The 23,310-nt window shown below is 67.9% G+C and carries 22 protein-coding genes; 16 read left to right on the forward strand and 6 right to left on the reverse strand.

Annotation, left to right across the window (positions count from 1 at the left end):
- Positions 1-71: 71 nt before the first annotated feature.
- Positions 72-911, reverse strand: a complete 840-nt coding sequence (locus ACWPKK_RS18450) for a transporter substrate-binding domain-containing protein (protein ID WP_452007038.1) — start codon at positions 909-911, stop codon at positions 72-74.
- Between the two features lie 73 nt (positions 912-984).
- Positions 985-1,956 (reverse strand): amino acid ABC transporter permease, encoded by a 972-nt coding sequence (locus tag ACWPKK_RS18455; RefSeq protein WP_452007040.1) that lies wholly within the window; start codon positions 1,954-1,956, stop codon positions 985-987.
- Between the two features lie 308 nt (positions 1,957-2,264).
- Here ACWPKK_RS18455 and ACWPKK_RS18460 point away from each other — a divergent pair, with 308 nt between their 5' ends.
- The 14 genes from ACWPKK_RS18460 (at position 2,265) to ACWPKK_RS18525 (ending at position 16,526) form a co-directional block, all read left to right on the forward strand.
- A complete protein-coding gene (locus tag ACWPKK_RS18460; RefSeq protein WP_149226886.1) occupies positions 2,265-2,762 on the forward strand; it encodes a YciE/YciF ferroxidase family protein in 498 nt (165 codons plus the stop codon).
- A gap of 73 nt (positions 2,763-2,835) precedes the next feature.
- On the forward strand, positions 2,836-2,988 hold the full coding sequence (locus ACWPKK_RS18465; protein ID WP_452007042.1) for a hypothetical protein: 153 nt from the start codon (positions 2,836-2,838) through the stop codon (positions 2,986-2,988).
- Positions 2,982-3,632 (forward strand): DedA family protein, encoded by a 651-nt coding sequence (locus tag ACWPKK_RS18470; protein ID WP_452007044.1) that lies wholly within the window; start codon positions 2,982-2,984, stop codon positions 3,630-3,632. Before ACWPKK_RS18465 ends, ACWPKK_RS18470 begins: the two co-directional genes overlap by 7 nt.
- Positions 3,633-3,980: 348 nt before the next feature.
- Complete coding sequence (locus tag ACWPKK_RS18475) at positions 3,981-4,856, forward strand: AraC family transcriptional regulator (RefSeq protein ID WP_452007046.1); 876 nt, start codon at positions 3,981-3,983, stop codon at positions 4,854-4,856.
- 105 nt (positions 4,857-4,961) lie between these two features.
- Positions 4,962-8,018 (forward strand): xanthine dehydrogenase family protein molybdopterin-binding subunit, encoded by a 3,057-nt coding sequence (locus ACWPKK_RS18480; RefSeq protein ID WP_452007048.1) that lies wholly within the window; start codon positions 4,962-4,964, stop codon positions 8,016-8,018.
- The gene (locus ACWPKK_RS18485; protein WP_452007050.1) at positions 8,015-8,851 is read left to right on the forward strand and encodes an FAD binding domain-containing protein; all 837 of its coding nucleotides are present in this window, start codon (positions 8,015-8,017) and stop codon (positions 8,849-8,851) included. The genes ACWPKK_RS18480 and ACWPKK_RS18485 overlap by 4 nt, the downstream gene beginning before the upstream one ends.
- On the forward strand, positions 8,839-9,372 hold the full coding sequence (locus ACWPKK_RS18490) for a (2Fe-2S)-binding protein (RefSeq protein WP_452007052.1): 534 nt from the start codon (positions 8,839-8,841) through the stop codon (positions 9,370-9,372). Before ACWPKK_RS18485 ends, ACWPKK_RS18490 begins: the two co-directional genes overlap by 13 nt.
- Positions 9,365-10,960, forward strand: a complete 1,596-nt coding sequence (locus ACWPKK_RS18495) for an AMP-binding protein (RefSeq protein ID WP_452007054.1) — start codon at positions 9,365-9,367, stop codon at positions 10,958-10,960. The genes ACWPKK_RS18490 and ACWPKK_RS18495 overlap by 8 nt, the downstream gene beginning before the upstream one ends.
- A complete protein-coding gene (locus tag ACWPKK_RS18500) occupies positions 10,942-11,766 on the forward strand; it encodes an enoyl-CoA hydratase/isomerase family protein (protein ID WP_452007056.1) in 825 nt (274 codons plus the stop codon). Before ACWPKK_RS18495 ends, ACWPKK_RS18500 begins: the two co-directional genes overlap by 19 nt.
- A gap of 108 nt (positions 11,767-11,874) precedes the next feature.
- Positions 11,875-13,086 (forward strand): ABC transporter substrate-binding protein, encoded by a 1,212-nt coding sequence (locus tag ACWPKK_RS18505; protein ID WP_452007058.1) that lies wholly within the window; start codon positions 11,875-11,877, stop codon positions 13,084-13,086.
- A 27-nt stretch (positions 13,087-13,113) separates the two neighbouring features.
- Complete coding sequence (locus ACWPKK_RS18510) at positions 13,114-14,007, forward strand: branched-chain amino acid ABC transporter permease (protein WP_310116978.1); 894 nt, start codon at positions 13,114-13,116, stop codon at positions 14,005-14,007.
- Positions 14,000-15,034 (forward strand): branched-chain amino acid ABC transporter permease, encoded by a 1,035-nt coding sequence (locus tag ACWPKK_RS18515; RefSeq protein ID WP_452007061.1) that lies wholly within the window; start codon positions 14,000-14,002, stop codon positions 15,032-15,034. The genes ACWPKK_RS18510 and ACWPKK_RS18515 overlap by 8 nt, the downstream gene beginning before the upstream one ends.
- Positions 15,031-15,813 (forward strand): ABC transporter ATP-binding protein, encoded by a 783-nt coding sequence (locus ACWPKK_RS18520; RefSeq protein WP_452007063.1) that lies wholly within the window; start codon positions 15,031-15,033, stop codon positions 15,811-15,813. The genes ACWPKK_RS18515 and ACWPKK_RS18520 overlap by 4 nt, the downstream gene beginning before the upstream one ends.
- A 5-nt stretch (positions 15,814-15,818) precedes the next feature.
- A complete protein-coding gene (locus ACWPKK_RS18525; RefSeq protein WP_452007065.1) occupies positions 15,819-16,526 on the forward strand; it encodes an ABC transporter ATP-binding protein in 708 nt (235 codons plus the stop codon).
- A 28-nt stretch (positions 16,527-16,554) separates the two neighbouring features.
- On the opposite strand, the gene ACWPKK_RS18530 is transcribed toward ACWPKK_RS18525, so the two are convergent.
- The 4 genes from ACWPKK_RS18530 to ACWPKK_RS18545 form a co-directional block, all read right to left on the reverse strand.
- Positions 16,555-17,307 carry a DUF2279 domain-containing protein gene (locus ACWPKK_RS18530; protein WP_452007067.1) on the reverse strand — a complete coding sequence of 251 codons (753 nt, stop codon included), beginning with the start codon at positions 17,305-17,307 and terminating at the stop codon, positions 16,555-16,557.
- Positions 17,308-17,640: 333 nt separating this feature from the next.
- Positions 17,641-19,026 carry a tripartite tricarboxylate transporter permease gene (locus tag ACWPKK_RS18535; RefSeq protein WP_452007069.1) on the reverse strand — a complete coding sequence of 462 codons (1,386 nt, stop codon included), beginning with the start codon at positions 19,024-19,026 and terminating at the stop codon, positions 17,641-17,643.
- Complete coding sequence (locus ACWPKK_RS18540) at positions 19,026-19,535, reverse strand: hypothetical protein (RefSeq protein WP_452007071.1); 510 nt, start codon at positions 19,533-19,535, stop codon at positions 19,026-19,028. The genes ACWPKK_RS18535 and ACWPKK_RS18540 overlap by 1 nt, the downstream gene beginning before the upstream one ends.
- A gap of 106 nt (positions 19,536-19,641) precedes the next feature.
- On the reverse strand, positions 19,642-20,925 hold the full coding sequence (locus tag ACWPKK_RS18545) for a hydroxymethylglutaryl-CoA reductase, degradative (protein WP_452007073.1): 1,284 nt from the start codon (positions 20,923-20,925) through the stop codon (positions 19,642-19,644).
- A 251-nt stretch (positions 20,926-21,176) separates the two neighbouring features.
- On the opposite strand from ACWPKK_RS18545, the gene ACWPKK_RS18550 reads away from it, so the two are divergent.
- Both ACWPKK_RS18550 and ACWPKK_RS18555 read left to right on the forward strand, forming a co-directional pair.
- Positions 21,177-22,586, forward strand: coding sequence for an aminotransferase-like domain-containing protein (locus tag ACWPKK_RS18550; RefSeq protein ID WP_452007075.1), 1,410 nt, complete (start codon positions 21,177-21,179; stop codon positions 22,584-22,586).
- A gap of 88 nt (positions 22,587-22,674) precedes the next feature.
- Positions 22,675-23,310: an SGNH/GDSL hydrolase family protein gene (locus ACWPKK_RS18555; protein ID WP_452007077.1), complete on the forward strand. Its 636-nt coding sequence runs from the start codon at positions 22,675-22,677 to the stop codon at positions 23,308-23,310.

Genomic DNA, 23,310 nt, shown 5'->3' on the forward strand with positions numbered 1-23,310 from the left:
TTGGTGTCAGTTTTCGGGAAGCGGGCGGAGGCCGGCCGCCGGGGGAGCGGTGCGGCCGACCTCCGGCTGCCTCATTTGGCGACGGTGTAGTCCATGCCGTACCACTTCTCCGACAGCGACTTCAGCGTGCCGTCCGCTTTCAGGGCGGCCACGATCTCCGTCAGCTTGGCGTTCAACTCGGCATCGCCCTTGTCGATGGCAATAGCCAGCGGCTCGTGATAGGCCGGCTTGTCGTTGATGGCGCGGATCGGGTAGCCGCGCTTCACCGCCGCCTCGATGGTCGGCAGGGCGGAGACGATGGCGTCCACCCGCACGCCGTCGCCGAGCCGCAGGTCGTCCAGCGGGCCGACGCTGTCGCCGTAGGTCTTGACGGTGCCGGGCTTCACGTCGGCCGTGAAGTCGGGGACGCCGACGGCGTCGATCTTCAGCTTCCCGCCGATGTAATCCTCGGAGGTCGTGCCGCCTTCGACCCCGACGGTCTTGCCGTTCAGCGCCGCGCGGCTGTCCAGCTTCGATGTCTTGTGAACGGCGAAGACATAGGGCGTGTAGTAATAGATCGCCGGAAAGTCGAGAACACGGGTCCGCCCGGTCGTCGGCGTCATCGAGCCGACGGAGACGTCCCAGCGGCCGTTCCAGTTGCCGGCGGTGATGATGCCCCATTCCGGCGTGATGAAGCGGGCCGTCGCGCCCAGCCGCCTAGCGATCTCCTTGGCCACCTCGACGTCGAAACCGTCAAGCTGGTTGTCCTTGTTCATGAAGGATTGCGGCGGCCAGTTGGCGGCGGTCGCCACAACCATTTCCTTTTTCTGCGTGATGCGGTCCAGCGTGGCGCCCGCATTGGCGGCACCGGTGGAAATCGCGAGCGCACCGATGGCGGCAGCGCCGAGGCACAGGGATTTGAGCAGGCTCATGGACGGTCTCCTGACGTGAGGGGAAGCCTTGGCGTTCGGACGATTTGAATTCTCGGGACAAGAGCGGACCGGCTCAGTGGCGGTGGCCGCGCGCCAGTCGGCGCTCCAGCCGGGCCTGCAACTGCTCCAGGACGATGGAGATCAGCCAATAGAGGGCGGCGGCGGTGATCAGCATTTCCAGGTGGCGGAACTCGTCGCGGCCCTGGGTGCGGGCGAGGAACATCAATTCCCACACGCCGATCACCGAGACGAGCGAGCTGTCCTTCAGCATGGCGATGAACTGGTTGCCGGTCGGCGGGATGATCAGGCGCAGGGATTGCGGCAGGATGATCAGCACCAGCGTGTGCATCGGCCCGAAGCCCAGCGCGCGCGCGGCCTCCCACTGGCCTTTGGGGATGCTCATGATTCCGGCGCGGAAGATCTCCGTCATATAGGCGCCGTAGCACAGCGACAGCGCCGCCACGCCGGCCGGAATAGCCCCGATGACGTAGCCCAGCTGCGGAATGCCGAGATAGATCAGGTAGATCTGGATCAGCAGCGGCACGCCGCGGAAGAAGGACGTGTAGAAGGACGAGATGGCGATGGCGAAGCCATTGTTCGACAGCCTCGCGATGGCGCCGATCATGGCCAGGACGAAGGCGATGGCGATGGAAATCGCCGAGATGTACAGCGTCGTGGCGACGCCCTGGGTGATCAGGAACGACAGCTTGCCCAGGATGAAGCTGTAGGACAGGTCGAAACTGTAGAAGAAGACCAGGAACAGGCTGAGCACTTCCAGCCAGACGGCGGCGACCTGCAGCCGAAGGCTGAGCCGGCCGAGAAGATGGACGTTCAGCGTGAGGATCAGCGCAAGGCCGAGAGCGGCCCAGACGGTCACCAGCGCTTCGCCGCCCGGCAGGGCCGCGGTGACCGGCGCGAAGGCGGCGGCAAGGCCGGTGTGCCCGATACCGCCAAGGATGCCGGCCGCTGTGATGGCGAGCGCCAGCACGCCCAGGAACCACGCCTTGTTCGTCAATCTGTCCCGGCGCACATGGTCATGGTACATGCCTGCGTCTTTCCCTTCCGTGCGTTTCACCCACAGTCCGTCCATCAGCCTGTACCGGCTGAGCGACGGGCGGTATCCGGCAATCCGCCGGCCTTGGCGGTAAATTGCGGAAAACTGCCGGGTGAGACCCTGCGTTACGACGGCTGGACCCGCCGGATTGAGGGCGGTGGGGCGAGCGGGCGTGCCGCAACCTAGCCCTGCCGACAGCCAATTCGAGGGGGGGCCGCATTGAATGTGCCGCACCCCTGTTGAGGCTATGGCGCCCTTGCCAACCGCACTCACCGGAATCAGCAGTCAGGAGCACCAGCATGTCCAAGGAAGCATTGAAGGATCTCCTCATCGAGGAGCTTCAGGACGCATACAGTTCCGAGACCCAGATCCTCGAGGCGCTGCCCGCAATGGCGGAAGCGGCCTCGTCTCCTCAGTTGAAGCAGGCGTTCCAGACCCATCTCCAGGAGACCGATGGGCAGGTCAAGCGGCTGGAGCGGATCTTCCAGATCCTCCAGGCCGATCCGGCGGGCAACACCTGCGAAGCGACCCAGGGTCTGATCGAGGAAGCCGAGGAGATCATGGACCAGGGCCTTTCGCCGGAGGTTCTCGATGTCGCCCTGATCATGGCCGCCCAAAAGGTCGAGCATTACGAGATTGCCAGCTACGGCTCCCTCAGGACTTTGGCGGAGACGTGCGGAATGACGGACATCGCCAAGCTGCTCGATGAAACGCTCAGCGAGGAGAAGGCGACCGACGAGAAGCTGACCCAGCTTGCCGAGGGCGAGGTCAATCAGCGCGCCTTCAAGGCGGCCTGACCGGTGTGGGTGGCGGCCGTGCCGATGCGCGGCCGCCGCTTGCTTCGATTGCCCCGCATGCGATAAACCGGGCATGATCGCGTTTTGGAACTTCGGCAGCTTCACCGACTTGGAAAAAGGACTTGGAAAGGACGTGGCGCTTTTCATGACCGACCTGCATCGACGGCTTGTCGTCAGCCAGCGTCCTGCGAGGATCGAGACGACGCGGGCGCAAACGCCTTGCTGACGGGACTGCCGGATTTTGCAGCCCAGGGGGCCGCTGTTGCCGCCTTCATCGAAACGCACGCGGACTGGGCGGAAGCCATCATCTTTCTGATGGCGTTTGCGGAAGGGCTGACACTCGTCGGGCTTCTCATTCCCGGCGTCGTCATGCTGACCGCGGCCGGCGCCCTCGTGGGGGCGGGCGTTCTCGATTTCTGGTCGGTCTATCTGGCGATCGCGGGCGGCGCCATCCTGGGGGACGCGACCTCCTACTGGCTGGGCCGCCGCTATGGCGAGCGCATGTTCAGAATATGGCCGTTGAGCAGGCAACCCGAACTGCGCCGCCGTGGCGAAGCCTTCTTCCAGCGTCATGGAAGCAAGAGCGTGTTCCTGGCGCGCTTCATCGGCCCGTTGCGCGCGGTGGTGCCGACGACGGCCGGCATGATGGCGATGCCCCATCGGAAATTTCAGACCTTCAATGTCCTGTCGGCCGTGATCTGGGCGCCGCTGCTGATGTCGCCGGGCCATCTTGCCTGGACCGGCTACGACTTGAGCGGAATAGGCGTCCGCACCGCGCCGGCCGCCGGCGGCAGTGCGGGACAAGGGGCGGCGAAGTCCTGTGCGCCCGCTCCACCCGTTGCCGGGCTGCCGGAAAGAACAGGTTGCTGATCCCCGTCCGCAGCTTCCCGACGACGCCCGTCCGGTTCACTCTGCCGGACCTCCTGTCGCAGGGTCATCCCTAATCGCGCAGCCGGAGGGTGTGGGCTACTTTGGCGTGTCCCGCCGTGCCTAGAGATGTTCGGCAAGCGTGTCCGTAGCTTGTTGAAGGTCCCTTATACGGCGGGGCGCCCTCTTGATGATTTGATGCTGCCGCCGCCCGCCGCCCGCCGCGCGTCCAACCGTTCCTGTCCGATGGCTCTGGTAAAGGCTGGCATTGACGATTAGCTTGTCAAACAAATGATCAAAGAGCGTCCCGGCAGCCGGTGGCTGCGGGCGTGTGGAAAGGGACGGGCGGCCATGTCGAAAGCGATGCGCATCCATCAGGGAAGCTTCGGCCGCGTCGCGCTGCTGGACATGGACAATGCGCTGATCCATCACGCGCATCCCCATTGCCATGTGTTGATCAAGGCCTCCGGCGCGGACACGCGCTTCGCGGTGGGGGAACGGCTCTACCCGCTTCGCGACGACACCGCGGTGCTGGTCAACAGCTGGGAGGCCCATTCCTACGCCCATCAGCCGGGCGCCCCGCGCACCGTGATCCTGGCGCTGTACATCGAGCCGCGCTGGCTCGGCGCCATGCAGCGCGAACTCAACGCCAGCGGCAATCCCGGCTTCTTCGCGCAGTCCTGCGGCGAGCTGACGCCGCACATCCGCCGGCTGGCCGACCGCATGGCGGCGGAACTGCTGTATGACGACCCGTCGGGCGAACGGATGGAGGAGGCGCTGTTCGACCTGATGATAGCCATCATCGACCGCTTTTCCGAATGGAGGAGGCTGGGCGGCGCGCGCTGTGCCGCCCCGGCGGCCGGCGACTTCCGCATCCGTCAGGCCATCCGCTTCATGCGGGGGAGCTTGGGCGAGGAGTTCGACGCCGGCCGCGTCGCCGCCGCCGCCGGCCTGTCGCGCGCCCACATGTTCCGGCTGTTCCAGCAGACGATGGCGATCACCCCGGCGCTCTATTTCAACGTGCTGCGGATGGAGGCGGCGATCGACGCCATGGCCGCCGGTCTGGAGAGCGCGACCGAGGTGTCCGGGCGGCTAGGCTTCTCGGCGCCCAGCCATTTCAGCCGCTTCTTCCGCAACCACCAGGGCGTGACGCCCACCGAATACCGCCGCGTCGTCAATCTGGTGGACCGGCCGGGCGGGGGACCGCCCGAGGCCGGGCATGCCTGACGATGAGACGCGCAAAAATGAGACGCTAGGGTAAATCGCGACACTCCACGGTAAAAGCTTTGCTTGGCGAACGGTCTAGTCTCCCCCGGTAACGGGAGGATGACGATGACGGCCACGCAGACCGCCACGCAGACCATTGGACTAGAAGGCGATCCGGCGCAGTCGGCGGCGGCCCCGTTCGTCGGCCGCGCGATGCCGCGGGTGGAGGATGCGGCGCTGCTGACCGGCGTCGCCCGCTATGCCGACGATCTGCCGGTGAAGCCCGGCACCCTGCACGCCGCGATCCTGCGCTCGCCCCATGCCCATGCGGACCTGCTGGGCATCGACACAGCCGCCGCCCTGGCGGTTCCCGGCGTCGCCGCCGTGGTGACCGGGGCCGACGCCAAGCGCCATGCCAGCGCCTTCCTGGTGGGCGTCCGGGCGCCGATGGAGCATTGGTGCCTCGCCATCGACCGCGTGCGCCATGTCGGCGAACCGGTGGCGGTGGTGCTGGCCGACAGCCGCTATCAGGCCGAAGACGCGCTCGACCGGATCGAAGTTCGCTATCGTCCGCTGCCGCCGGTGACCTCGATCACCCAGGCGCTGGAGGAGGGATCGGAGCCGCTGCACCCGGCGGTGGGGTCCAACCTCATCAATAGCCGCAGCTTCCGCTACGGCGACCCTGACGCCGCCTTCGCCCGCGCCGCCCGCACTGTGTCGGTCGAGGTCGAGTATCCCCGCAATTCCTGCACCCCGATGGAGTGCTTCGTCGTCCTGGCCGACTACGACGCGGCCGAGGATTCCTATGAGGTGCTTTCGAACTTCTCCGGCCCCTTTGCCGTCCATCCGGTGATGGCCCGTGCGCTGAACGTGCCGGGATCGCGGCTGCGGCTGAAGACGCCGCCCCATTCCGGCGGCAGCTTCGGCAACAAGCAGGCGGTCTTCCCCTATGTCGCGCTGATGGGGCTGTGCGCCCGCGTCGCCGGGCGGCCGGTCAAATGGGTGGAGGACCGGCTGGAGCATCTGATGGCCGCCACCTCCGCCACCGCGCGCCGCATGCGCATCGACGCGGCGGTGGAGCCGGACGGCCGGGTGCTGGCGCTGCGGATGGAGCAGACCGAAGATTGCGGCGCCTATCTGCGGGCGCCGGAACCGGCCTCGCTCTACCGCAACCACGGCAACCTGACCGGCGCCTACGACATTGCCGATCTGGCGGTGACCAACCGCATCGTCGTCACCAACAAGACGCCGACCGGCCTCAACCGCGGCTTTGGTGGCGGACAACTCTATTACGGGCTGGAGCGGCTGATGAGCCGCGTGGCGGCGGAGCTGGGGCTGGACCCGCTCGACGTCATCCGCCGCAATCTGGTGGCGGCCGACGCCATGCCCTACCGCACCGCGTCGGGCGGGACGCTCGACAGCGGCGACTACCGCGCGACGCTGGAGCAGGCGGTGCGCGACGGCGCGCTCGACGCGCTGAAGGCGCGGCGTGACGCGCTGCGGGCGGAGGGGCGGCTCTACGGCATCGGCTACGCCGCGGTTGTGGAGCCGTCGATCTCCAACATGGGCTACATCACCACCGTCCTGACCGCCGAGGAACGGCGCAAGGCCGGGCCGAAGAACGGAGCGCAGGCGACCGCCAGCGTCGCAGTCGATCCCACCGGCGGCGTGTCGGTGACGGTGGCCTCCGCACCCCAGGGGCAGGGGCACCGCACCGTGCTGGCCCAGGTGGTGGCCGACGTCTTCGGCCTGCGGTTCGAGGACATCCGCGTCAACACCGACCTCGACACCGGCAAGGACGCTTGGTCGATCGCGTCGGGCAATTATTCCAGCCGCTTCGCCGGGGCGGTGGCGGGGGCGGCCCAGGTGGCGGCGACCCGGCTGCGCGGCCGCATGGCGGTGCTGGTCGCCGGGCAGCTCAACTGCCGGGCGGAGGATGTGCGCTTCGCCGGCGGCAAGGTCTTCTCCGACGCCAATCCGGACAACGGCTTGTCGTTCTCCCGCGTCGCCGCCGCCGGCCACTGGTCGCCCGGCATGCTTCCGGACGGGCAGGAGGCGGCGCTGCGCGAGACCGCCTTCTGGACGCCGGAGCCGCTGAAGGCGCCGACCGATGCCGACCACATCAACAGCTCCGCCTGCTACGGCTTCATCTTCGATTTCTGCGGGGTGGAGATCGACCGGGCGACGGGGGCGCTGCGGATCGACCGCTACGTCACCATGCACGACGCGGGTCGGCTGCTGAACCCGCTGCTGGTCGAGGGGCAGATCCTGGGCGGCTTCGCCCATGCCGTCGGCACCGCGCTGTACGAGGAATACGCCTATGGCGACGATGGCCGGTTCCTGTCCGGCACCTTCGCCGACTATCTGGTGCCGACCGCCTGCGAGGTGCCGGTTCCCGTCATCCTCCACCGCGAAAGCCCGTCGCCGGTGACGCCGCTCGGCGCCAAGGGGGTGGGGGAGGGGAATTGCATGAGCACCCCGGTCTGCCTCGCCAACGCGGTGGCGGACGCCCTGTCCGGATTGTCGGTGTCCGGCATAGCGGTTGACGAAGTGCCGTCCCTGCCGATCACCCCGGCCAAGCTGGCTGCGCTGATCCATCCGCCGGAACCGCCGCGACCGGCACCCGCCGGTGGCGCCAGGGAGACACTGCCGCCGACCGCCGCACCGGGCGGGCGCGGTCTGACCGGGGAGGGCAGCCGCGAGGTGCCGGCCACGCCCGAACAGGTCTGGGCCATCCTGCTCGATCCCAAGGAGTTGGCGGCGCTGCTGCCCGGCTGCGAGGCGTTGGACCTCGTCGGTCCCAACGCCTACCGGGCGGAGGTGGTGGTCGGAATCGGACCAGTGCGCGGCCGTTATACCGCGCAGGTCGCCTTGTCCGATCTCGACCCGCCCAACGCGCTGACCCTGACCGGCAGCGGCACCAGCGCACTGGGATCGGGCAGCGGCACCGGGCATGTTACGCTGGAACGCACGGCCACCGGCACGCGCGTCACCTACCGCTACGGCGCGTCGGTCGGCGGCAAGGTTGCCGCGGTCGGCGGCCGGATGCTCGATAGCGCGTCCCGCCTGCTGATCGGCCAGTTCTTCGAAAAGCTGGCCGCCCGGGCCGGCGGCTCCGCTGCTCCGGCCGAACAGCCGTCACTTCTGGCGCGTCTGCTGCGCCTTCTGGGGATCGCCCGATGAAACCCGCGTCCTTCGATTATCTGCGGCCGGCGACCGTCGCCGACGCGCTGGCGGCGCTGGCGGCCGGGGGCGAGGACGCCCGCGTGATCGCCGGCGGCCAGTCGCTGATGCCGATGCTGAACATGCGGCTGGTCCAGCCGCGCCTGCTGATCGACCTCGGCCGGCTGGAGGAACTGCGCACGCTACGCGCCGAGAACGGCTGGCTGACCGTCGGCGCCGCCGTCACCCAGGCCGAGGTGCTGGCCCGCCCGACCCTGGCGCGGGAGGTGCCGCTGCTGGCCGCCGCCCTGCCGTGGGTCGGCCATTTCCAGACCCGCAACCGCGGCACGCTCTGCGGCTCCGTCGCCCATGCCGACCCCAGCGCCGAGACGCCGCTCTGTCTGGTCGCCACCGGTGGCGAGGTGGTGCTGCGCAACCTGCGCCGCCGCCGCACCGTGCCCGCCGCCGACTTCTTCCTGGGACCGCTGACCACGGTGAAGGCGGCGGACGAGATCGTCGAATCCGTCCGCTTCCCGCTCGCCCGGCCGGGCAGCGGCCATGCCTTCCGCGAACTGTCGATGCGGCACGGCGATTTCGCCATCACCGCCTGCGCCGCCACGGTCGATGGCGAGCGCGCCGGCCTAGCCGTCGGCGGGGTCGCCGACCGGCCGGTCCTAAGGTCCTGGCCGCTGGTTGCCGGCGGGCTGCCGCCGGATCTCGACGAGGCGCTGAACGCCTTCGCCTGGGATCTCGGCGGTGACGACGACCAGCACGCCACCGCGCGCTACCGCCGCGACCTCGTCCGCCGGATCGGCCGCACCGTCCTTGAGGAAGCCCTGTCATGCCGCCGCTGAAATCCACATCGCCGCTGTCGGCGGAGACGCGCCACGCCGTCTCCGTCGTCCTGAACGGCACGCCGCGCACCGGCCACGCACACCCGCGCCTGCTGCTGAGCGATTTCCTGCGCCATGAACTGGGCGCCCACGGCACCCGCGTCGGCTGCGAGCATGGCGTCTGCGGCGCCTGCACCGTCCGCATCGACGGCGTGGCGGTCCGCGCCTGCCTGACGCTGGCGGTCCAGGCCGATGGCCGGCGCATCGACACCGTCGAAGGGCTGGCGCAGGCCAACCAGGGGCGCATGACCGCGCTCCAGGAGGCATTCCGCCGCCATCACTCCCTGCAATGCGGCTTCTGCACGGCGGGCATCCTGATGTCGCTGACCGATTACCTGGGCCGCAACCCCAAGCCAACCGAAGAGGAGCTACGCGACATGCTGAGCGGCCATCTTTGCCGCTGCACCGGCTATGCCGGCATCGTCCGCGCCGTGATGGACGTCACCGGCCGGACGACGATGAAGGAGGCCGCCGATGTTTGACCTCGGCCGCAGCATCCTGGCCAGCGCGGAGCGCAGTCCCGACGCGGTCGCCATCGTCGACGGCGACCTGCGGCTGACCTACGCGCAATGGCTGGAGCGCATCCGCCGGCTGGTCGGCGCCTTCGACCGGTTCGGCCTGCATCCCGGCGACCGCATCGCCACCGCGTTGCAGAACAGCTGGGAAATGGCGACCCTCCATTGGGCCTGCCAACTGGCCGGCATCGCCGTCGTGCCGCTGAACTGGCGGGTGAAGGCCGACGAACTGGATTATTGCCTGCCCAATGCCGAGGTGCGGGCCCTGTTCTATCAGGAGGTGTCGGCCGACGCCGTCCGGGGCTCCGCCGCGGTGCAGGCTTTGCCCCGCATTGTGATTGGCGATTGGGCGGTCGGCGATCCGGGAGATGGGGGCGGCGTCCAAACCGACCACCGCTTCGCCGACCTGCTGGAAAGCGAAATGGCTTCGGCGCATCCCCGCGCCACGGCCGAGGATGTCTCGCTGTTCCTCTACACCTCCGGCACCACCGGCAAGCCCAAGGGCGTGCCGCGCCGTCACCGGACGGAGCGGGCCTCCGCCGTCGCCCATGTCGCGCAGAACTGCTACCGCCGGGGCGAGCGCACGCTGGGGGTGATGCCGCTCTACCACACGATGGGGGTGCGCTCCCTGCTGGCGATGGCGCTGATCGACGGCTGCTTCGTCTGCCTGCCGCGGTTCGATACGGCCCGCGCGCTGGAATTGATCGCGGCGGAACGCCTGACCTGCCTCTATCTGGTGCCGACGCTGTACCACGACCTGCTGGCCGACCCGAATTTCGCGCAAACCGACGTGTCTTCGGTGCGCAAGCTGGGCTTCGCCGGGGCGTCGATGACCGACGGCCTGCTGAAGCGGCTCGACGCCGCCTTCCGGCCCGAGCTGTTCGTCAACCACTACGGCTCGTCCGAGATCTACACCTTCACCATCGACCAGAACGCGCCGGCCAAGCCGGGTTCGGCCGGCAAGGCGGCGCTGAACCAGCGCATCCGCATCGTCCGCCTCGGCAGCTTCGATCCCGACGAGCGGACCGCTGCCGGGGAGGAGGGGCAGATCGTCGCCGATCTGTCCGGCGACGAAGCCTTCGAAGGCTACTGGAAGCGGCCGGACGCCGACGCCAAGGCGCTGCATGCCGGCTGGTACTTCACCGGAGACATCGGCTTTCTCGATGGCGATGGCGACCTGTTCGTCACCGGCCGGGTCGACGACATGATCATCACCGGCGGCGAGAACGTCTCGCCGGTCGAGATCGAAAGCGTCCTGTCGCTGCATGACGGCGTGCTGGAGGTCGCGGTCGCCGGCCTGCCCGACGAGCGCTGGGGCCAGCGGGTCGTCGCCTTCGTCAAGCGCGCCCGTGGCGTCGAGGCGCGGGATCTCGACGACCATTGCCGCAGATCCGGTCTCGCCAACTTCAAGCGCCCGCGCGAGTACGTCTTCCTCGACGAAATCCCGAAATCGCCGGTCGGCAAGATCCTGCGCCGCAAGCTCCAGGCCGGCGAATTCGCGCCCGAACTGAGCCCCACCGAACAAAGCCTTCAGCCATGGAGTTTCCGACCGTGACCCCCTACCGTTTCGTCAGCACCGACAGCCTGCTCGCCAACCTCGACGGTTTCCGCGTGGAGATCGACGAGGCGAAGGAGCGCGCCGACATCGTGCTGCACCGCCCGCCCTTCAACATCGTCAGCATGCTCCAGCGCGACCAGTTCGCCGCCGTGTTCGCGGCGCTCGACCGCGATCACAGGGTGCGGGTGATCGTCCTGCGCGCCGAGGGCGAGAATTTCTCGTCCGGCGGCAACATCGCCGGCTTCATGGAAATGCCGGCGGAACATGTGTCCGAACTGGCCGTCAACATCGCCGCTCCGGAACGCTGCCGCAAGCCGGTGATCGCCCAGGTTCGCGGCTATTGCTTCGGTGTTGGTTTCGAGCTGTCGCTGGCCTGCGATTTTCGCATTGCGTCCGAGACCGCGCAGTTCGCCCTGCCGGAGATGCGCATCGGCATGATCCCCGGTTCCGGCGGTTCGGCCCGCCTGCTGCACATGATCGGCATCTGCCGGACCAAGGACATGGTGATGCGGGCCAGGCGCATCTCCGGCCGGCAGGCCGCCGACTGGGGCTTCGTCACCGACTGCGTCGCCGACGCCGAACTGGAAGCGACGGTCGCCGCCCTGGTGGACGAACTGCGCGGCTTCTCGCCGCTGGCTCAGCGCACCATCAAAGGCGTGCTGAACAGCGGCAACAACGTCTCGGTCAACGGCGCCATCGAGATCGAGGGGCAGGCCTACGGCCGCCTGCGCGGTTCGGAGGATTTCAAGGAGGGTGTCGCCTCCTTCCACGAGAAGCGCAAGCCCGTCTTCAAGGGGATCTGATCCCCGCCACGCCGGTCACGGCACCGGCATGAGCGCCCGCCACCGAACGAGCGGGCGCCGCATTTCCGACAACAGGGCGCGGCATCGCGCCAGTGAGGGAGACCATCCATGTCCAAGAACGCTCTTCCAAGGTCAGTCCATGCCCTGCCGCCGCTGCTGGCCCTGTTGGCGGCCTCACTTGCGACCCCGGGGGCGGCGCAGGCCGCCGATCCGATCCGCATCGGGGTGGTGACCCCGCTGTCTGGCACCTACGCGCCGATCGGACAGCAGGTCCGCTGGGGCCTGGAGTTGGCGACGAAGGAGGTCAACGCCGCCGGCGGCATCCTCGGCCGTCAGGTCGAGCTGTTGTTCGAGGACGAGGAGGCCAACCCCGCCGTTGCAACCCAGAAGGCGGAGAAGCTGTTCCAGGTCAACAAGGTCGATTTCCTGACCGGCACGGTCAATTCCGGCTCCACCCTGGCGGTCGGGCAGTTGGCGGAGCGCAACGGCAGGCTGATCGCCACCACCGTCTCCTTCTCCGACGCCATCACCACCGACAAATGCTCGCCCAACGTCTTTCGGGTGAACGCGCGGGCGGGGCAGCAGTCGGCGGCGCTGGCGGAATGGCTGGCCAAGGACAAGCCGAAGGCCAAGGTCTATTATCTCGGCCCCGACTACGAGATGGGGCGGTCCACCGTCGCGGCATTCAAGGCGGCGGCGGAGAAGACCGGCGCACAATCGACCGGCGAAGTATTCGCGCCGCTCGGCAGCAAAGATTATTCGCAGTATTTCGGCCAGCTCCGCGCCGCGCGGCCCAGCGTGCTCTACACCTCAACCGCCGGCAACGACACCGTGCGCCTGCTGACGCAGATGAGCGAATACGGGCTGCTGCGCAACCTGACCATCGTCGGCGCGTCGGGCACCGTGACCGCCCAGAACATCGGCGCCATCGGCAAGGCGGCCGAAGGCTTCGTCACCGGCGTCGGCTATTCGGCGGAACTGGCGACGCCCGAGAACAAGGCTTTCGTCGCCGCCTTCCGCAAGGCCTACGACACCGCCCCCGACCTTTACGGTGCTGACAGCTACGGCCTGATCGGCTTTTTCAAGGCCGCGGTGGAGAAGGCCGGCGGCACCGACACCGACGCGCTGCGCAAGGCGATGGAGGGGCTGAGCTGGAGCACGCCGCAGGGCGCCAAGACCATGCGGGCGGGCGACCATCAGGCGGTCCAGGACATGTATGCCGTGCGCATCGCGGCGGACGGCGGCAGCAACCGCTTCGATGTGGTCGGCACCGTTCCGGGCGACGCGGCCATCGGGCCGGACCAGTGCACCCGCTTCTGAGGAACCGTTTCCAGGGAGCCGACGGCCATGGCCGAACTCATCGACTATCTGCAATTCGTCCTGGCGCCGCAGGCGCTGAACGGTCTGTCGCTCGGCGTTGCCGTCGTCCTGATGGCGCTGGGCCTGACCATCATCTTCGGGCTGCTGGACGTCATCAACATGGCCCATGGCGAGTTTTACGCCATGGGCGCCTTCCTGGCGCTGACCCTGGCCGGGCTGGGGGTCGGGTTCTGGGCGCTGCTGGTGCTGGTGCCGCTGCTGATGCTCCCCATCGGCTGGCTGGCCGAGCGCTGGCTGATCGAGCGGGTCTTCCACAGCCGCGACCGCCACATCCTGACCCTGCTGCTGACCTTCGGGCTGGGGATGATCCTGGAGGATGTGCTGAAGCTGGTCTATGGCCCCAACACCCTGCGGCCCGACAACCCGATCGAGGGCGGCACCGAGATCCTCGGCATGTTCCTGCCGAACTACCGGCTGTTCCTGATCGGCTTCGGCCTCGCGCTGATCGCCGCGGTCTGGCTGGTGGTCTTCCGCACCGGGCTGGGCGCCATGGTGCGGGCGGCCGCCTTCGACAAGGACATGGCCTCGTCCCTGGGCGTGCCGGTGCGCCGGGTCTATGCCGGCACCTTCGCCTTCGGCGTGGCGCTGGCCGCCCTGTCCGGCGTGCTGCTGGCGCCGATCTACTCGGTGTTCCCGACCATGGGGCGCGACTTCATCCTGATGGCCTTCACCGTGGTGATCGTCGGCGGCATGGGGTCGATCCAGGGGGCGGTGATCGCCGGCCTGTTGCTGACCCAGGTGCAGGCGCTGTCCAGCCTCTACATCTCGCCGGTCTGGTCGGACCCGCTGGTGTTCGGGATCATGGTGCTGGTGCTGATGGTCCGGCCGCAGGGCCTGTTCGGGAGGCTGGGACATGCCTGACGCCACCACGTTGCGCACCCTGTCCGACCCCGGCCGCGCCGGGCCGGTTTCCCGTCTGGCCCCCGTCCATTGGCTGGCGCTCGCCTTCCTGGCGGCGGCGCTGGGCTTCGCCGCCGTCGCCTGGGCGACCGGCAACGGCTTCTACCTGCGTCTGGCGACCGAGGCGCTGATCTTCGCCGGGCTGGCGATGAGCGTCGACCTGCTGCTCGGCTACACCGGCCTGCTGTCGCTGGGGCAGGCGCTGTATTTCGGGCTGGGAGCCTATGTCTCGGCGCTCGTCCTGCGCGACGTCGCTCCCAGCTTCTGGCTGGCGATGGGAGCGGCCCTGCTGTCGGGCGTCCTGGCGGGCCTGATCGGCGGCGTCATCGCCAACCGGGTGAAGGGGGTCTATTTCGCCCTCATCACCTTCGGGCTGGCCCAGGTCGCGGCCAAGACCGTCTACAACACCCGCGCGCTGGGCGCATCGGACGGGCTGATCGGCATCCCGCAGATCCAGGTCGGCTTCGGACCGTTCAGTCTCGACACCGCCGACCCGTTGTCCTTCTTCCTGCTGGTGCTGGCCCTGACCGTGGCCGCCTATTCCGGGCTGGCCTATCTGATGGATGCGCCCTTCGGCCGGACCCTGGCCGCCATTCGTGCCAATGAGAGGCGCGTGCCGTTCCTGGGATTCAACGCATGGCGCTACAAGCTGGCGGTCTATGTGCTGGCTGCCTGCGTCGCGGCGCTGGCGGGGGCGCTCTACCCGATGCTGCGCGGCTTCGTCTCGCCGGAACTGATGTTCTTCGAGACCTCCGGCAACGCCGTCATCACCGTCATCGTCGGCGGCGTCGGCACGCTGGTCGGGCCGGTGGTGGGCAGCCTGCTGCTGACCGCCCTGCGCTCCGTCGTCGGTTCCTGGACCGAGCATCACCTGATCGTCGTGGGGGTCATCTTCATGCTGTCCGTCATCTTCCTGCGCAAGGGGCTGGTCGGTGCACTGCTGGCTCGCCTCAACCGCCGCAACGGGCGGGGGAGGTCGACGCCATGACGGCATCCTCCCTCAAGACCGCGGCGACCGGTGCGGGCGGAGCCTGTGCGCTGGGCGTGCGAGACCTGTCGGTGAATTTCGGCGGGCTCCAGGCGGTGGCGGGCGTCGGCTTCGAGGCCACCGCCGGACGGATCACCTCGGTCATCGGCCCCAACGGGGCGGGCAAGAGCACGCTGTTCAACCTGATCAGCGGAGCCATCCGCCCCACTGGCGGCCGGGTGACGCTGGACGGCGCCGACGTCACCGGGCGCTCGCCCGACCGGCTGCTCGCCGCCGGGTTGGCGCGGTCCTTCCAGATCACCAACCTGTTCTTTGAGCTGCCGGTCCTGGAAAACCTGCGGATCGCCGCACAGGTGCTGGAACGGCCCTGGCACGCGTTGCGTCCGGTCGGCCACAGCCGCCGGGCGCTGGCCAAGGCGGAGGCGCTGCTGGAGCGGTTCGGCCTGTCGGCGAAGGCGGGGGAGCTTGCCGGCAATCTCTCCCACGGCGAGCAGCGGCGGCTGGAGATCGCGGTGGCATTGGCCGCCGAACCGCGGGTGCTGCTTCTGGACGAGCCGACCCAGGGCATGAGCCACGGCGACACGGCCGACACCGGCGCCCTGATCCGCTCGCTGGCCGGCGACCTGACCGTGCTGCTGATCGAGCATGACATCGGCCTGGTGATGAGCCTGTCGGACCATGTCGTCGTGATGGCCCAGGGCCGGAAGATCGCCGAGGGCCCGCCCGCCGTGGTGCGCGCCGATCCCGCCGTACAGGCCGCCTATTTCGGACACGGGTGAAACCCATGCTATCCATCGAGAACCTGCACGCGCATTACGGCCTCAGCCACGTCCTGCAAGGGGTGTCCCTGCAGGCCGGTCCGGGCGAGGTGGTCGGGCTGTTCGGCCGCAACGGCGTCGGCAAGACCACCATCCTGAAGTCCATTGCCGGCTGGGTGCCGGCCAGTTCCGGAACGATCCGATACGGTGGCGTCGATCTGGCCGGGCAGACGCCCGACGCGATCGCCCGCCTCGGGCTTGGGCTGGTGCCGGAGGATCGCCGCATCTTTCCCGGCCTCAGCGTCGAGGAGAATTTGCGGCTGGGACTGCACCAATGTCCCGGCCGTGCCCGTCAGGACAACGAGCGGGCGATCGGACAGGCATTCGCCCGCTTTCCCCGGCTGGCCGAACGGCGGCGGCAACTCGGCACCACCCTGTCCGGCGGCGAACAGCAGATGCTAGCGATGGCCCGCGTGATGGTGGGCACCGCCAGGCTGCTGCTGATCGACGAGCCGACGGAAGGTCTGGCCCCGATGATCGTCGACGAGATCTTCGGGATCATCACGGACCTGAAGCGGGCGGGGCTCACCATCCTGCTGGTGGAGCAGAATATCCACCGTGCGCTAGACGTCGCCGACCGGTTCTACGCGGTGGAACGGGGACGCATCACGCTTCAGGGCGAAGCGGCCTCCGCCGCCGACCGTGCCCGGCTGATGGAGATGGTTGCCGTATGACCCGGTCGCCGATGGTCATCAGGCACGATCAGCGGCGGTCGAAGTTGCGATCCACGGCGACATAGCTGTACGGCGCCTGGACATAGTTCAGAACGCCGCCGGTGTCGACATAGGGCGACAGGAGTTTCGTCAGATTGAGCCCGACACCGATGTAGAAGTGCCGTTCGCGTCGGTCGGAGGCCCCCGTGCCGGAATAGCTGTCATAGTTGCGGGCATAGTAGCCGACGTGGAATTCCAGATGGCGCAGCACCGGGTCGGTGATCGCCTCGAATCCATCGGCCTTGACGGCGATAAGGTACTTCAGGCGCTGGTAGTCGGTGGTGACGTCGAACTGTCGCTTGCCGCGGGGGAAGGGATCGTATTCTGCGCGGAAGTCGAATTTCCGTTTGATCTCGGGATACTCCCACAACGCATAGCCGAGCGCCGCCCCGGCCGTGTTGAACAGCATGTCCTGGTAGGAGAAGCCGTAATCGTCGCTGAAGGCGTCTCCGATCTCGATCGCGGTCATGACGCCGAGGGAAGAAAAAGCTCCGTAGCGGGCGGCGTCCGTCCGTCCATAGCCGAACCGCTCGTAACTGTGGGCGAACAGATGGCTCAGCGCATAGCCCGACCAGGCGTGGCCCAGCTTGTCGGCACCGCCCTCGCCGGTGGTGCGGCCGAACCAACCCTCATCCTGAAATCTGGGACCGCCCGAGCCCCAATCCCATGACCATGTTCCCCAGCCCAATGCCACCGCGCCAACCCCCAGGTTCAACCAGAGAGCCTTGTCTGCGCGGGTCATTTCCGCAGACGAAGCCCATCCGGATTGGCAAGCGAGGACAAGCGCAAATAGAAATCGAGCCAGATGTCTCATTCCGCCTCACACGAAAAGAGGGCCGAGTTCCAAGATCAGGTCAAAGAGGACTGCCGCGGATGCTGGATGTTTAATCCTGGCGGCCGCGGCATTGAACAATAACAGGATTGTCTGAATGGCTCTGGCAAACCATTGCGCATTTGTGTTCGGATGGGAGCGAAAAGAGGCATCACTTAGTACAGTGTATTCCGAGATGCCTCTTTAGGGATGGCGTGCAGCACGCCGGCACCGGCGTCTGCCGTTGAGCCGAAGCCGCGGGTTTCAGACCCCCAACAGCTTGGTGAGGGCGGGGACCGTGAGGACGGCGGTGTAGTAACCCATGAACTGGACCCCGGTGTTGAAGCCCAGCGTCCGGTAGAGCAGCCCGCCCACCAGTCCGATCGCCAGGATCACCAGCAGGCCCATCAGCCCGCCTTCCCACACGCCGATGACGAGGATCAGGCCGGAGAAGGTGGCGATGATCGCTTCGTGGCTCAGCCGGCGGGCGACCAGGGCCGCGGCACTGCGGGCATAATTCATCGCGAAGGGGTAGGAGACCAGCGCCGCCAGGACGACCGCCAGCAGGCCGTAGCCCAGGAATTCCCAGCTGGTCATCAGGTTGTGCAGGTTGTTGACCTGCCCGGTCGCGGCATCGACGGTGAAGCGTGGTGGCGCGTTGAACAGCGGCGCGGCAGGTCCGGCGGCGACGGGGCTCAGCGGCAGGCCGAAGGCGATCAGCGGGATCAGCGCCTCGGCGATGTAGGTCGATTCCGTGACGCCGTTGCGCGCGGTCAGCACCGTCGTCATGCGATGGTAAACATGGCGGACGCGCGAGCCCACAACCTCGCCTAGCAGAACGGTCATGGCGACCGGGCTGAACACGAAGGTGGCGCTGGAAATGGCGGCGGTGCCCAGCGTCCAGCGCAGCTGGGAGGCATCCAGCACCTTGAAAGGGTTCGGGAAATAGCCGCCCCAGCTCTTGACGTCGGGAGCGAGCGCGAAGCTGCGCACCTGGTCGCGGGCGATCCGCTTGCGGTCGACCGGCGACAGGACGGAGAAGAGGTCGGCCACCAGCGGACCGATGGCGATGCCCAGGAAGTAGCTGATGCTCAGCTTCACGCCGAACTTCGCGGTCAGCCCCTGCAGGGCCACGATCACCAGCACGAAGGGGAACAGCGCGACGACCGAGGCCCAGCGCCCGGCAGAGAAATAGGCGATGATCACCGCCGCGGCGACGAAGATCCAGGGTGCCGCCTTGGTGATGGCCGGTCCGAATGGAGCGAGCAGGACGGCGAACAGCACCGCCAGCGGAACGGAGACGAAGGCGGCGATGATGGCGCCGGACACCATCTTGCGCAGGGCGATGTGCGGCACGCCGAGATTGCGCAGGACGCCGGCCTGCTGCATCAGCGGGATCGCCATGGTGTCGCCGGGGATGCCAAGCAGGGCGGTCGGCACCGCGTGGGTCATGTGCTTGGCGACCGCGCTGGCGAGAAAGAAGGTGAAGACGCCGGCCGGCGGCACGCCCAGCAGGACGACCAGCAGGGTCAGGGGCGCAATGGTCGTGGTCTCGTCGGTGCCGGACACCAGCCCGATGGCTGCGAACAGCACGGCACCGAGCAGCCCCATTCCCGCCGCCCAGAGGATGTCGGAAAGAAGGAGTTCCATCACGCCCGCGCCTCCCGTGCCGCCGGTTCGGAGCGCAGGGCATCGGGGCTCGGGGACGGAACGTCGTGCAGAGCCGCCTTGCGGCCGCCGGCATCCCTTCCGGCGTCCTGGGCCGCTTCCTCGGCTGCGAACAGGTCGTAGAGTCCCATCTCCTTCAATTCGGCCACGGTCGGCGCGGGAAGGTCGGCGAGCCGGCCGAAGCCGCCGGGTTCCGATCGCAGTTCGGCCATCAGCGTCTCCCGCCAGGCAGGATCGGCGGCACGGTCGATGACCTCCCGCTTGGGCGGGAACAGGCGGGCGCACACCGCGCCGGACACCAGGCATCCCGCCAGCCCGACCAGCATCGAATAGGCGCGCGCCATCTCCGGCGCGGCGACGAGTCCGGCAAGGATGCGGTTGGCCAGCAGAAAGGCGCCGAGGCTGATGGCGCAGCCGATTGCCATCGCCCATCCGAGATGGACGCTGTCGACCGTGTCCCCCCAGACCTCTATCAATTGTCCCGTCTTCATTGCGTTTCCTCTTCATCGGGGGGCGGAGTCATGCCGCGGTGGAGCGTCATGACCCTGCCGGTTGCCTGGCCGGGCCCTTCGACGGACCTGCTTGTTGTGGCCTTGGCTATTGGGCGGCCGCCCGCATGTCCTCCAGGATCGCCTGGGCGACGTCCTGGCGGACGGTGCCGCGCTCCACCAGGATGCGGGCGACGCGGTCGATCTCCTCGCCGACCGCACCCGCCATCATGGCGATGTTCTGGGCGTGCAGGGCCATGTGGCCCTTCTGGATGCCGGTGGTCGCCAGCGCCTTCAGCGCGGAGAAGTTCTGCGCCAGACCGACCGCGGCGATGACGCGGGCCAGACGTTCGGCGCTGGTGACGCCGAGGATCTTCAGGCAGGCCTGCGCCGTGGGGTGGGCCTTGGTGGCGCCGCCGATCAGGCCGACCGCCATCGGCAACTCGATCGACCCGCTGAGATGGCCATCGGCCGTCACCTCGAAGCGGGTCAGGCTGCCGTAGCGGCCGTCGCGGGCGGCATAGGCATGGGCGCCGGCCTCCACCGCGCGGGTGTCGTTGCCGGTGGCCAGCACGACGGCGCTGACGCCGTTCATGATGCCCTTGTTGTGGGTGGCGGCGCGGTAGGGATCGGCGTCGGCGAAGTGATAGGCGCTGATGATGCCGTCGCGCACCGCCTCGCCGCCGATCTGGTCGAGAGGCCATACCGCATGCGCCCGCGCCAGACGGCGGTCGGCAAGGTTGGACAGGATGCGCAGATAGACGCGCCCGCCGGTCCATTCGACGATGTGGGGAGCCAGCTTCTCCGCCATGCTGTTGACCGCGTTGGCGCCCATGGCATCCCGGGTGTCGACGATGAGATGGGTCACCAGCATCGGACCGCCCTGGCTGTCGAGCACGCGGACCTCGACATCGCGGAAACCGCCGCCGAACTTCAGCAGGATCGGGTCGCAGCCGTCGCACACCGTTTTGATCTCGTCGCGCCGGCCGAGGATGCGCAGGCGCGCGGCATGGGGATCGGCGACGCCGATCGCCTGGATCTGCGCGATCATCAGCGTGCCGGACATCGAGGTGGTGAAGCCGCCGGCGTCGTAGCATTGCCGGGCCGCGTTGCAGACCGCGGCGACCACCGACGATTCCTCCGTCGCCATCGGGATCAGCAAGTCCTCGCCATCGACCTTCATGTTGGTCGCGATCCCCAACGGGATGTTCATCGACCCGATGACGTTCTCGACCAGCCGGTCGGCGAGGTCGATATCCAGGTTGCCGGTGCCGGGCAGCGCCGCCGCTGCCGCCGCGTCGAGCCCGGCGAATTCGGAGACGATCGCCAGCCGCTCCACCGGCGACTTCTTGTGGAATCCGGAGATGCGGGAGCTGCGATGGGGATTGGTCATTCCTGAACCTTGTTGGCTGTGAGGGCGTTGCCGGCCGGGGAGGGCGCCCGGGTTGTCACTCGCGGATCGTCGCGTTCGAACGGATGCGGGGATGGCGAACAGGACGCTGCGGCGAAAGCCGCGACGGCGCTGTTCGCATGCGGAATGATCAGTGATACAAAGGGACAGAGCAAGGGACAGTTCGCCGGTATCTTCGGGACACTGTCCCAGTGATTTCAATGGGACACCTTACCGGAAGGGCCGGCTGCACGATGACACGGGTGAACAGCATCGTTGACAAGATCGCCGGTCTGATCGGCGACGGTTTGCTGAAGCCGGGGGAGCGGCTTCTATCGGTCCGGGCCGGTGCGGTCGAACATGGCGTTTCCAAGAACACCATGGCGGAGGCCTATGACCGGCTGGTGGCGCTGGGCTATCTGGAAGCCAAGCAGGGCTCCGGCTATTACGTCGCGCGGGTTCGCCGTGCCTCGGCCGAACAGCAGCCGGCCCATGTGGCGGAAGCGGTGGATTCCGTCTCGCTCCTGCGCGAACAGCTGGTCCAGACCTGCTCGGTGCGGATCGGCGACGGTCGCCCGCCGCCGTCCTGGATGGAACGGTTCGAGATCGGCAGCGCCCCGCGCTTCATGGCGGCGGCGCGCGGTCTGGCATCGGAACATGGATACGGCTCGCCCTGGGGTTTCCTGCCGCTTCGGGAGAGGCTGGCGCTGACGCTGGGGGAACGCTCGATCAAGGCGTCGCCCGACCAGATCCTGCTGACCCAGGGCGCCAACCATGCGCTGGACCTCGTCGCCCGCCAGATGCTGGAGCCGGGGGATACGGTTCTCGTCGACAGTCCCGGCTATTACCCGCTGTTCGGCAAGCTGCGCCTGTCGCGGATCGCAATCGTCGGCGTGCAGCGCCTGCAGGACGGTCCCGACCTGGACGATCTTGCCTCCAAGGCCGCAGCCCACAAGCCCAAACTGTTCTTCACCCAGTCACTGGCCCACAATCCGACCGGCAGTTCGATCACGCCGGCGGTGGCGCACCGCCTGCTGCAGGTCGCCGGCCAACATGGATTCTATGTGGTGGAGGACGATCCCTTCGCCGACGTGCTGCCTGCCGCCAGTCCGCGGCTGGCCGCTCTCGACCAGCTGGACCGGGTGATCTACATCGGCACCTTCTCCAAGACGCTGTCGGCCAGCCTGCGCGTCGGCTATGTGGCGGCGAAGCGGCCGCTGATCGACCGGCTGTGCGACGTGAAGATGCTGACCATCGTCAGCACCTCCGATTATGTCGAGCGGATCGTCTACGGCTTCATCGCGTCCGGGCATTATCTGCGCCACCTGCGCAAGCTGAAGACCCGGATCGAGGAGCATGCCGAAACGGCGATGCTGGCGCTCGGCCGCATCGGCGTGCGGCTGCCGCCAACCGTGTCTGGGAGCTACTACCTGTGGGGCGAGCTTCCCGACCATCTCAACGACGTGGATCTGGCGCACCACGCGGCGGAACGCGGCATCTTCCTGGCACCCGGGACGCTGTTCCTACCGACCAGGATGCCGACCGCGCCGGCCTTGCGGATCAACATCGCCTACGCGACCGATCCCCGTTTCATCGACTTCCTGAAAGACCATCTTGCCCGGCCTGGCCTTGCCCCGCCCGGCGGCGCCGACCGGTCGGCATAAGGCGAGAGGGTGCTGTTCGTCCTGCCTGGACAGGGCCATTTCATACGGCTCAATGCCGGGAACCCGGATGCAAGGGAGATGGCCGTCCATGTCGAACGTTGTCCTTCTCGGAGATTCGATCTTCGATAATGCCGCCTATGTGGGCGGTGGTCCCGACGTGGTGACGCAGCTTCGCCCGCTTCTGCCGCAGGGCTGGCAGGCGACCTTGCGGGCGGTGGATGGCGGCGTCACCGGGAGCGTTGCCGCTCAGGTCGGGCAACTCCCCCCGGATGCCAGCCATCTCGTGGTGAGCGTCGGCGGCAACGACGCCCTTCGGCATTCCAGCGTTCTCGACGAGGGGGCGCGGTCGGTCGCCGGCGCCGTGAATGCGCTGGGCGAGGTGCGGGAGCAATTCCAGCGCGACTATCGGGCGATGCTCGACGCCGTGACAGCCCGGCGCCTGCCGACGGCGGTCTGCACCATCTATGATGCGAACTACCCCGACCCGCTGCGGCAGCGGCTGGTCGTCACCGGCCTGACCATCTTCAACGACGTCATCACGCGGGCCGCCTTCGCGCGCGGACTGCCGCTGATCGACCTCCGCCTGATCTGCGACGAGGCGGCGGACTATGCCAATCCGATCGAGCCGTCGGTGCAGGGCGGCGGCAAGATCGCCCGGGCGATTGCCTCCCTCGTCGCCGGCCACGACTGGTCGCAGGCTCGTTCCACCGTGTTCGCCCGCTAA

This window comes from Azospirillum largimobile (genome assembly GCF_977007025.2).

Bases quoted from the DNA above. Each gene is read 5' to 3' on its own strand.
- ACWPKK_RS18450 (WP_452007038.1), bottom strand. From the start codon at position 911: ATGAGCCTGCTCAAATCCCTGTGCCTCGGCGCTGCCGCCATCGGTGCG.
- ACWPKK_RS18455 (WP_452007040.1), bottom strand. From the start codon at position 1,956: ATGTACCATGACCATGTGCGCCGGGACAGATTGACGAACAAGGCGTGG.
- ACWPKK_RS18460 (WP_149226886.1), top strand. From the start codon at position 2,265: ATGTCCAAGGAAGCATTGAAGGATCTCCTCATCGAGGAGCTTCAGGAC.
- ACWPKK_RS18465 (WP_452007042.1), top strand. From the start codon at position 2,836: ATGATCGCGTTTTGGAACTTCGGCAGCTTCACCGACTTGGAAAAAGGA.
- ACWPKK_RS18475 (WP_452007046.1), top strand. From the start codon at position 3,981: ATGTCGAAAGCGATGCGCATCCATCAGGGAAGCTTCGGCCGCGTCGCG.
- ACWPKK_RS18480 (WP_452007048.1), top strand. From the start codon at position 4,962: ATGACGGCCACGCAGACCGCCACGCAGACCATTGGACTAGAAGGCGAT.
- ACWPKK_RS18485 (WP_452007050.1), top strand. From the start codon at position 8,015: ATGAAACCCGCGTCCTTCGATTATCTGCGGCCGGCGACCGTCGCCGAC.
- ACWPKK_RS18490 (WP_452007052.1), top strand. From the start codon at position 8,839: ATGCCGCCGCTGAAATCCACATCGCCGCTGTCGGCGGAGACGCGCCAC.
- ACWPKK_RS18495 (WP_452007054.1), top strand. From the start codon at position 9,365: ATGTTTGACCTCGGCCGCAGCATCCTGGCCAGCGCGGAGCGCAGTCCC.
- ACWPKK_RS18500 (WP_452007056.1), top strand. From the start codon at position 10,942: ATGGAGTTTCCGACCGTGACCCCCTACCGTTTCGTCAGCACCGACAGC.
- ACWPKK_RS18505 (WP_452007058.1), top strand. From the start codon at position 11,875: ATGTCCAAGAACGCTCTTCCAAGGTCAGTCCATGCCCTGCCGCCGCTG.
- ACWPKK_RS18510 (WP_310116978.1), top strand. From the start codon at position 13,114: ATGGCCGAACTCATCGACTATCTGCAATTCGTCCTGGCGCCGCAGGCG.
- ACWPKK_RS18515 (WP_452007061.1), top strand. From the start codon at position 14,000: ATGCCTGACGCCACCACGTTGCGCACCCTGTCCGACCCCGGCCGCGCC.
- ACWPKK_RS18520 (WP_452007063.1), top strand. From the start codon at position 15,031: ATGACGGCATCCTCCCTCAAGACCGCGGCGACCGGTGCGGGCGGAGCC.
- ACWPKK_RS18525 (WP_452007065.1), top strand. From the start codon at position 15,819: ATGCTATCCATCGAGAACCTGCACGCGCATTACGGCCTCAGCCACGTC.
- ACWPKK_RS18530 (WP_452007067.1), bottom strand. From the start codon at position 17,307: ATGACCCGCGCAGACAAGGCTCTCTGGTTGAACCTGGGGGTTGGCGCG.
- ACWPKK_RS18535 (WP_452007069.1), bottom strand. From the start codon at position 19,026: ATGGAACTCCTTCTTTCCGACATCCTCTGGGCGGCGGGAATGGGGCTG.
- ACWPKK_RS18540 (WP_452007071.1), bottom strand. From the start codon at position 19,535: ATGAAGACGGGACAATTGATAGAGGTCTGGGGGGACACGGTCGACAGC.
- ACWPKK_RS18545 (WP_452007073.1), bottom strand. From the start codon at position 20,925: ATGACCAATCCCCATCGCAGCTCCCGCATCTCCGGATTCCACAAGAAG.
- ACWPKK_RS18550 (WP_452007075.1), top strand. From the start codon at position 21,177: ATGACACGGGTGAACAGCATCGTTGACAAGATCGCCGGTCTGATCGGC.
- ACWPKK_RS18555 (WP_452007077.1), top strand. From the start codon at position 22,675: ATGTCGAACGTTGTCCTTCTCGGAGATTCGATCTTCGATAATGCCGCC.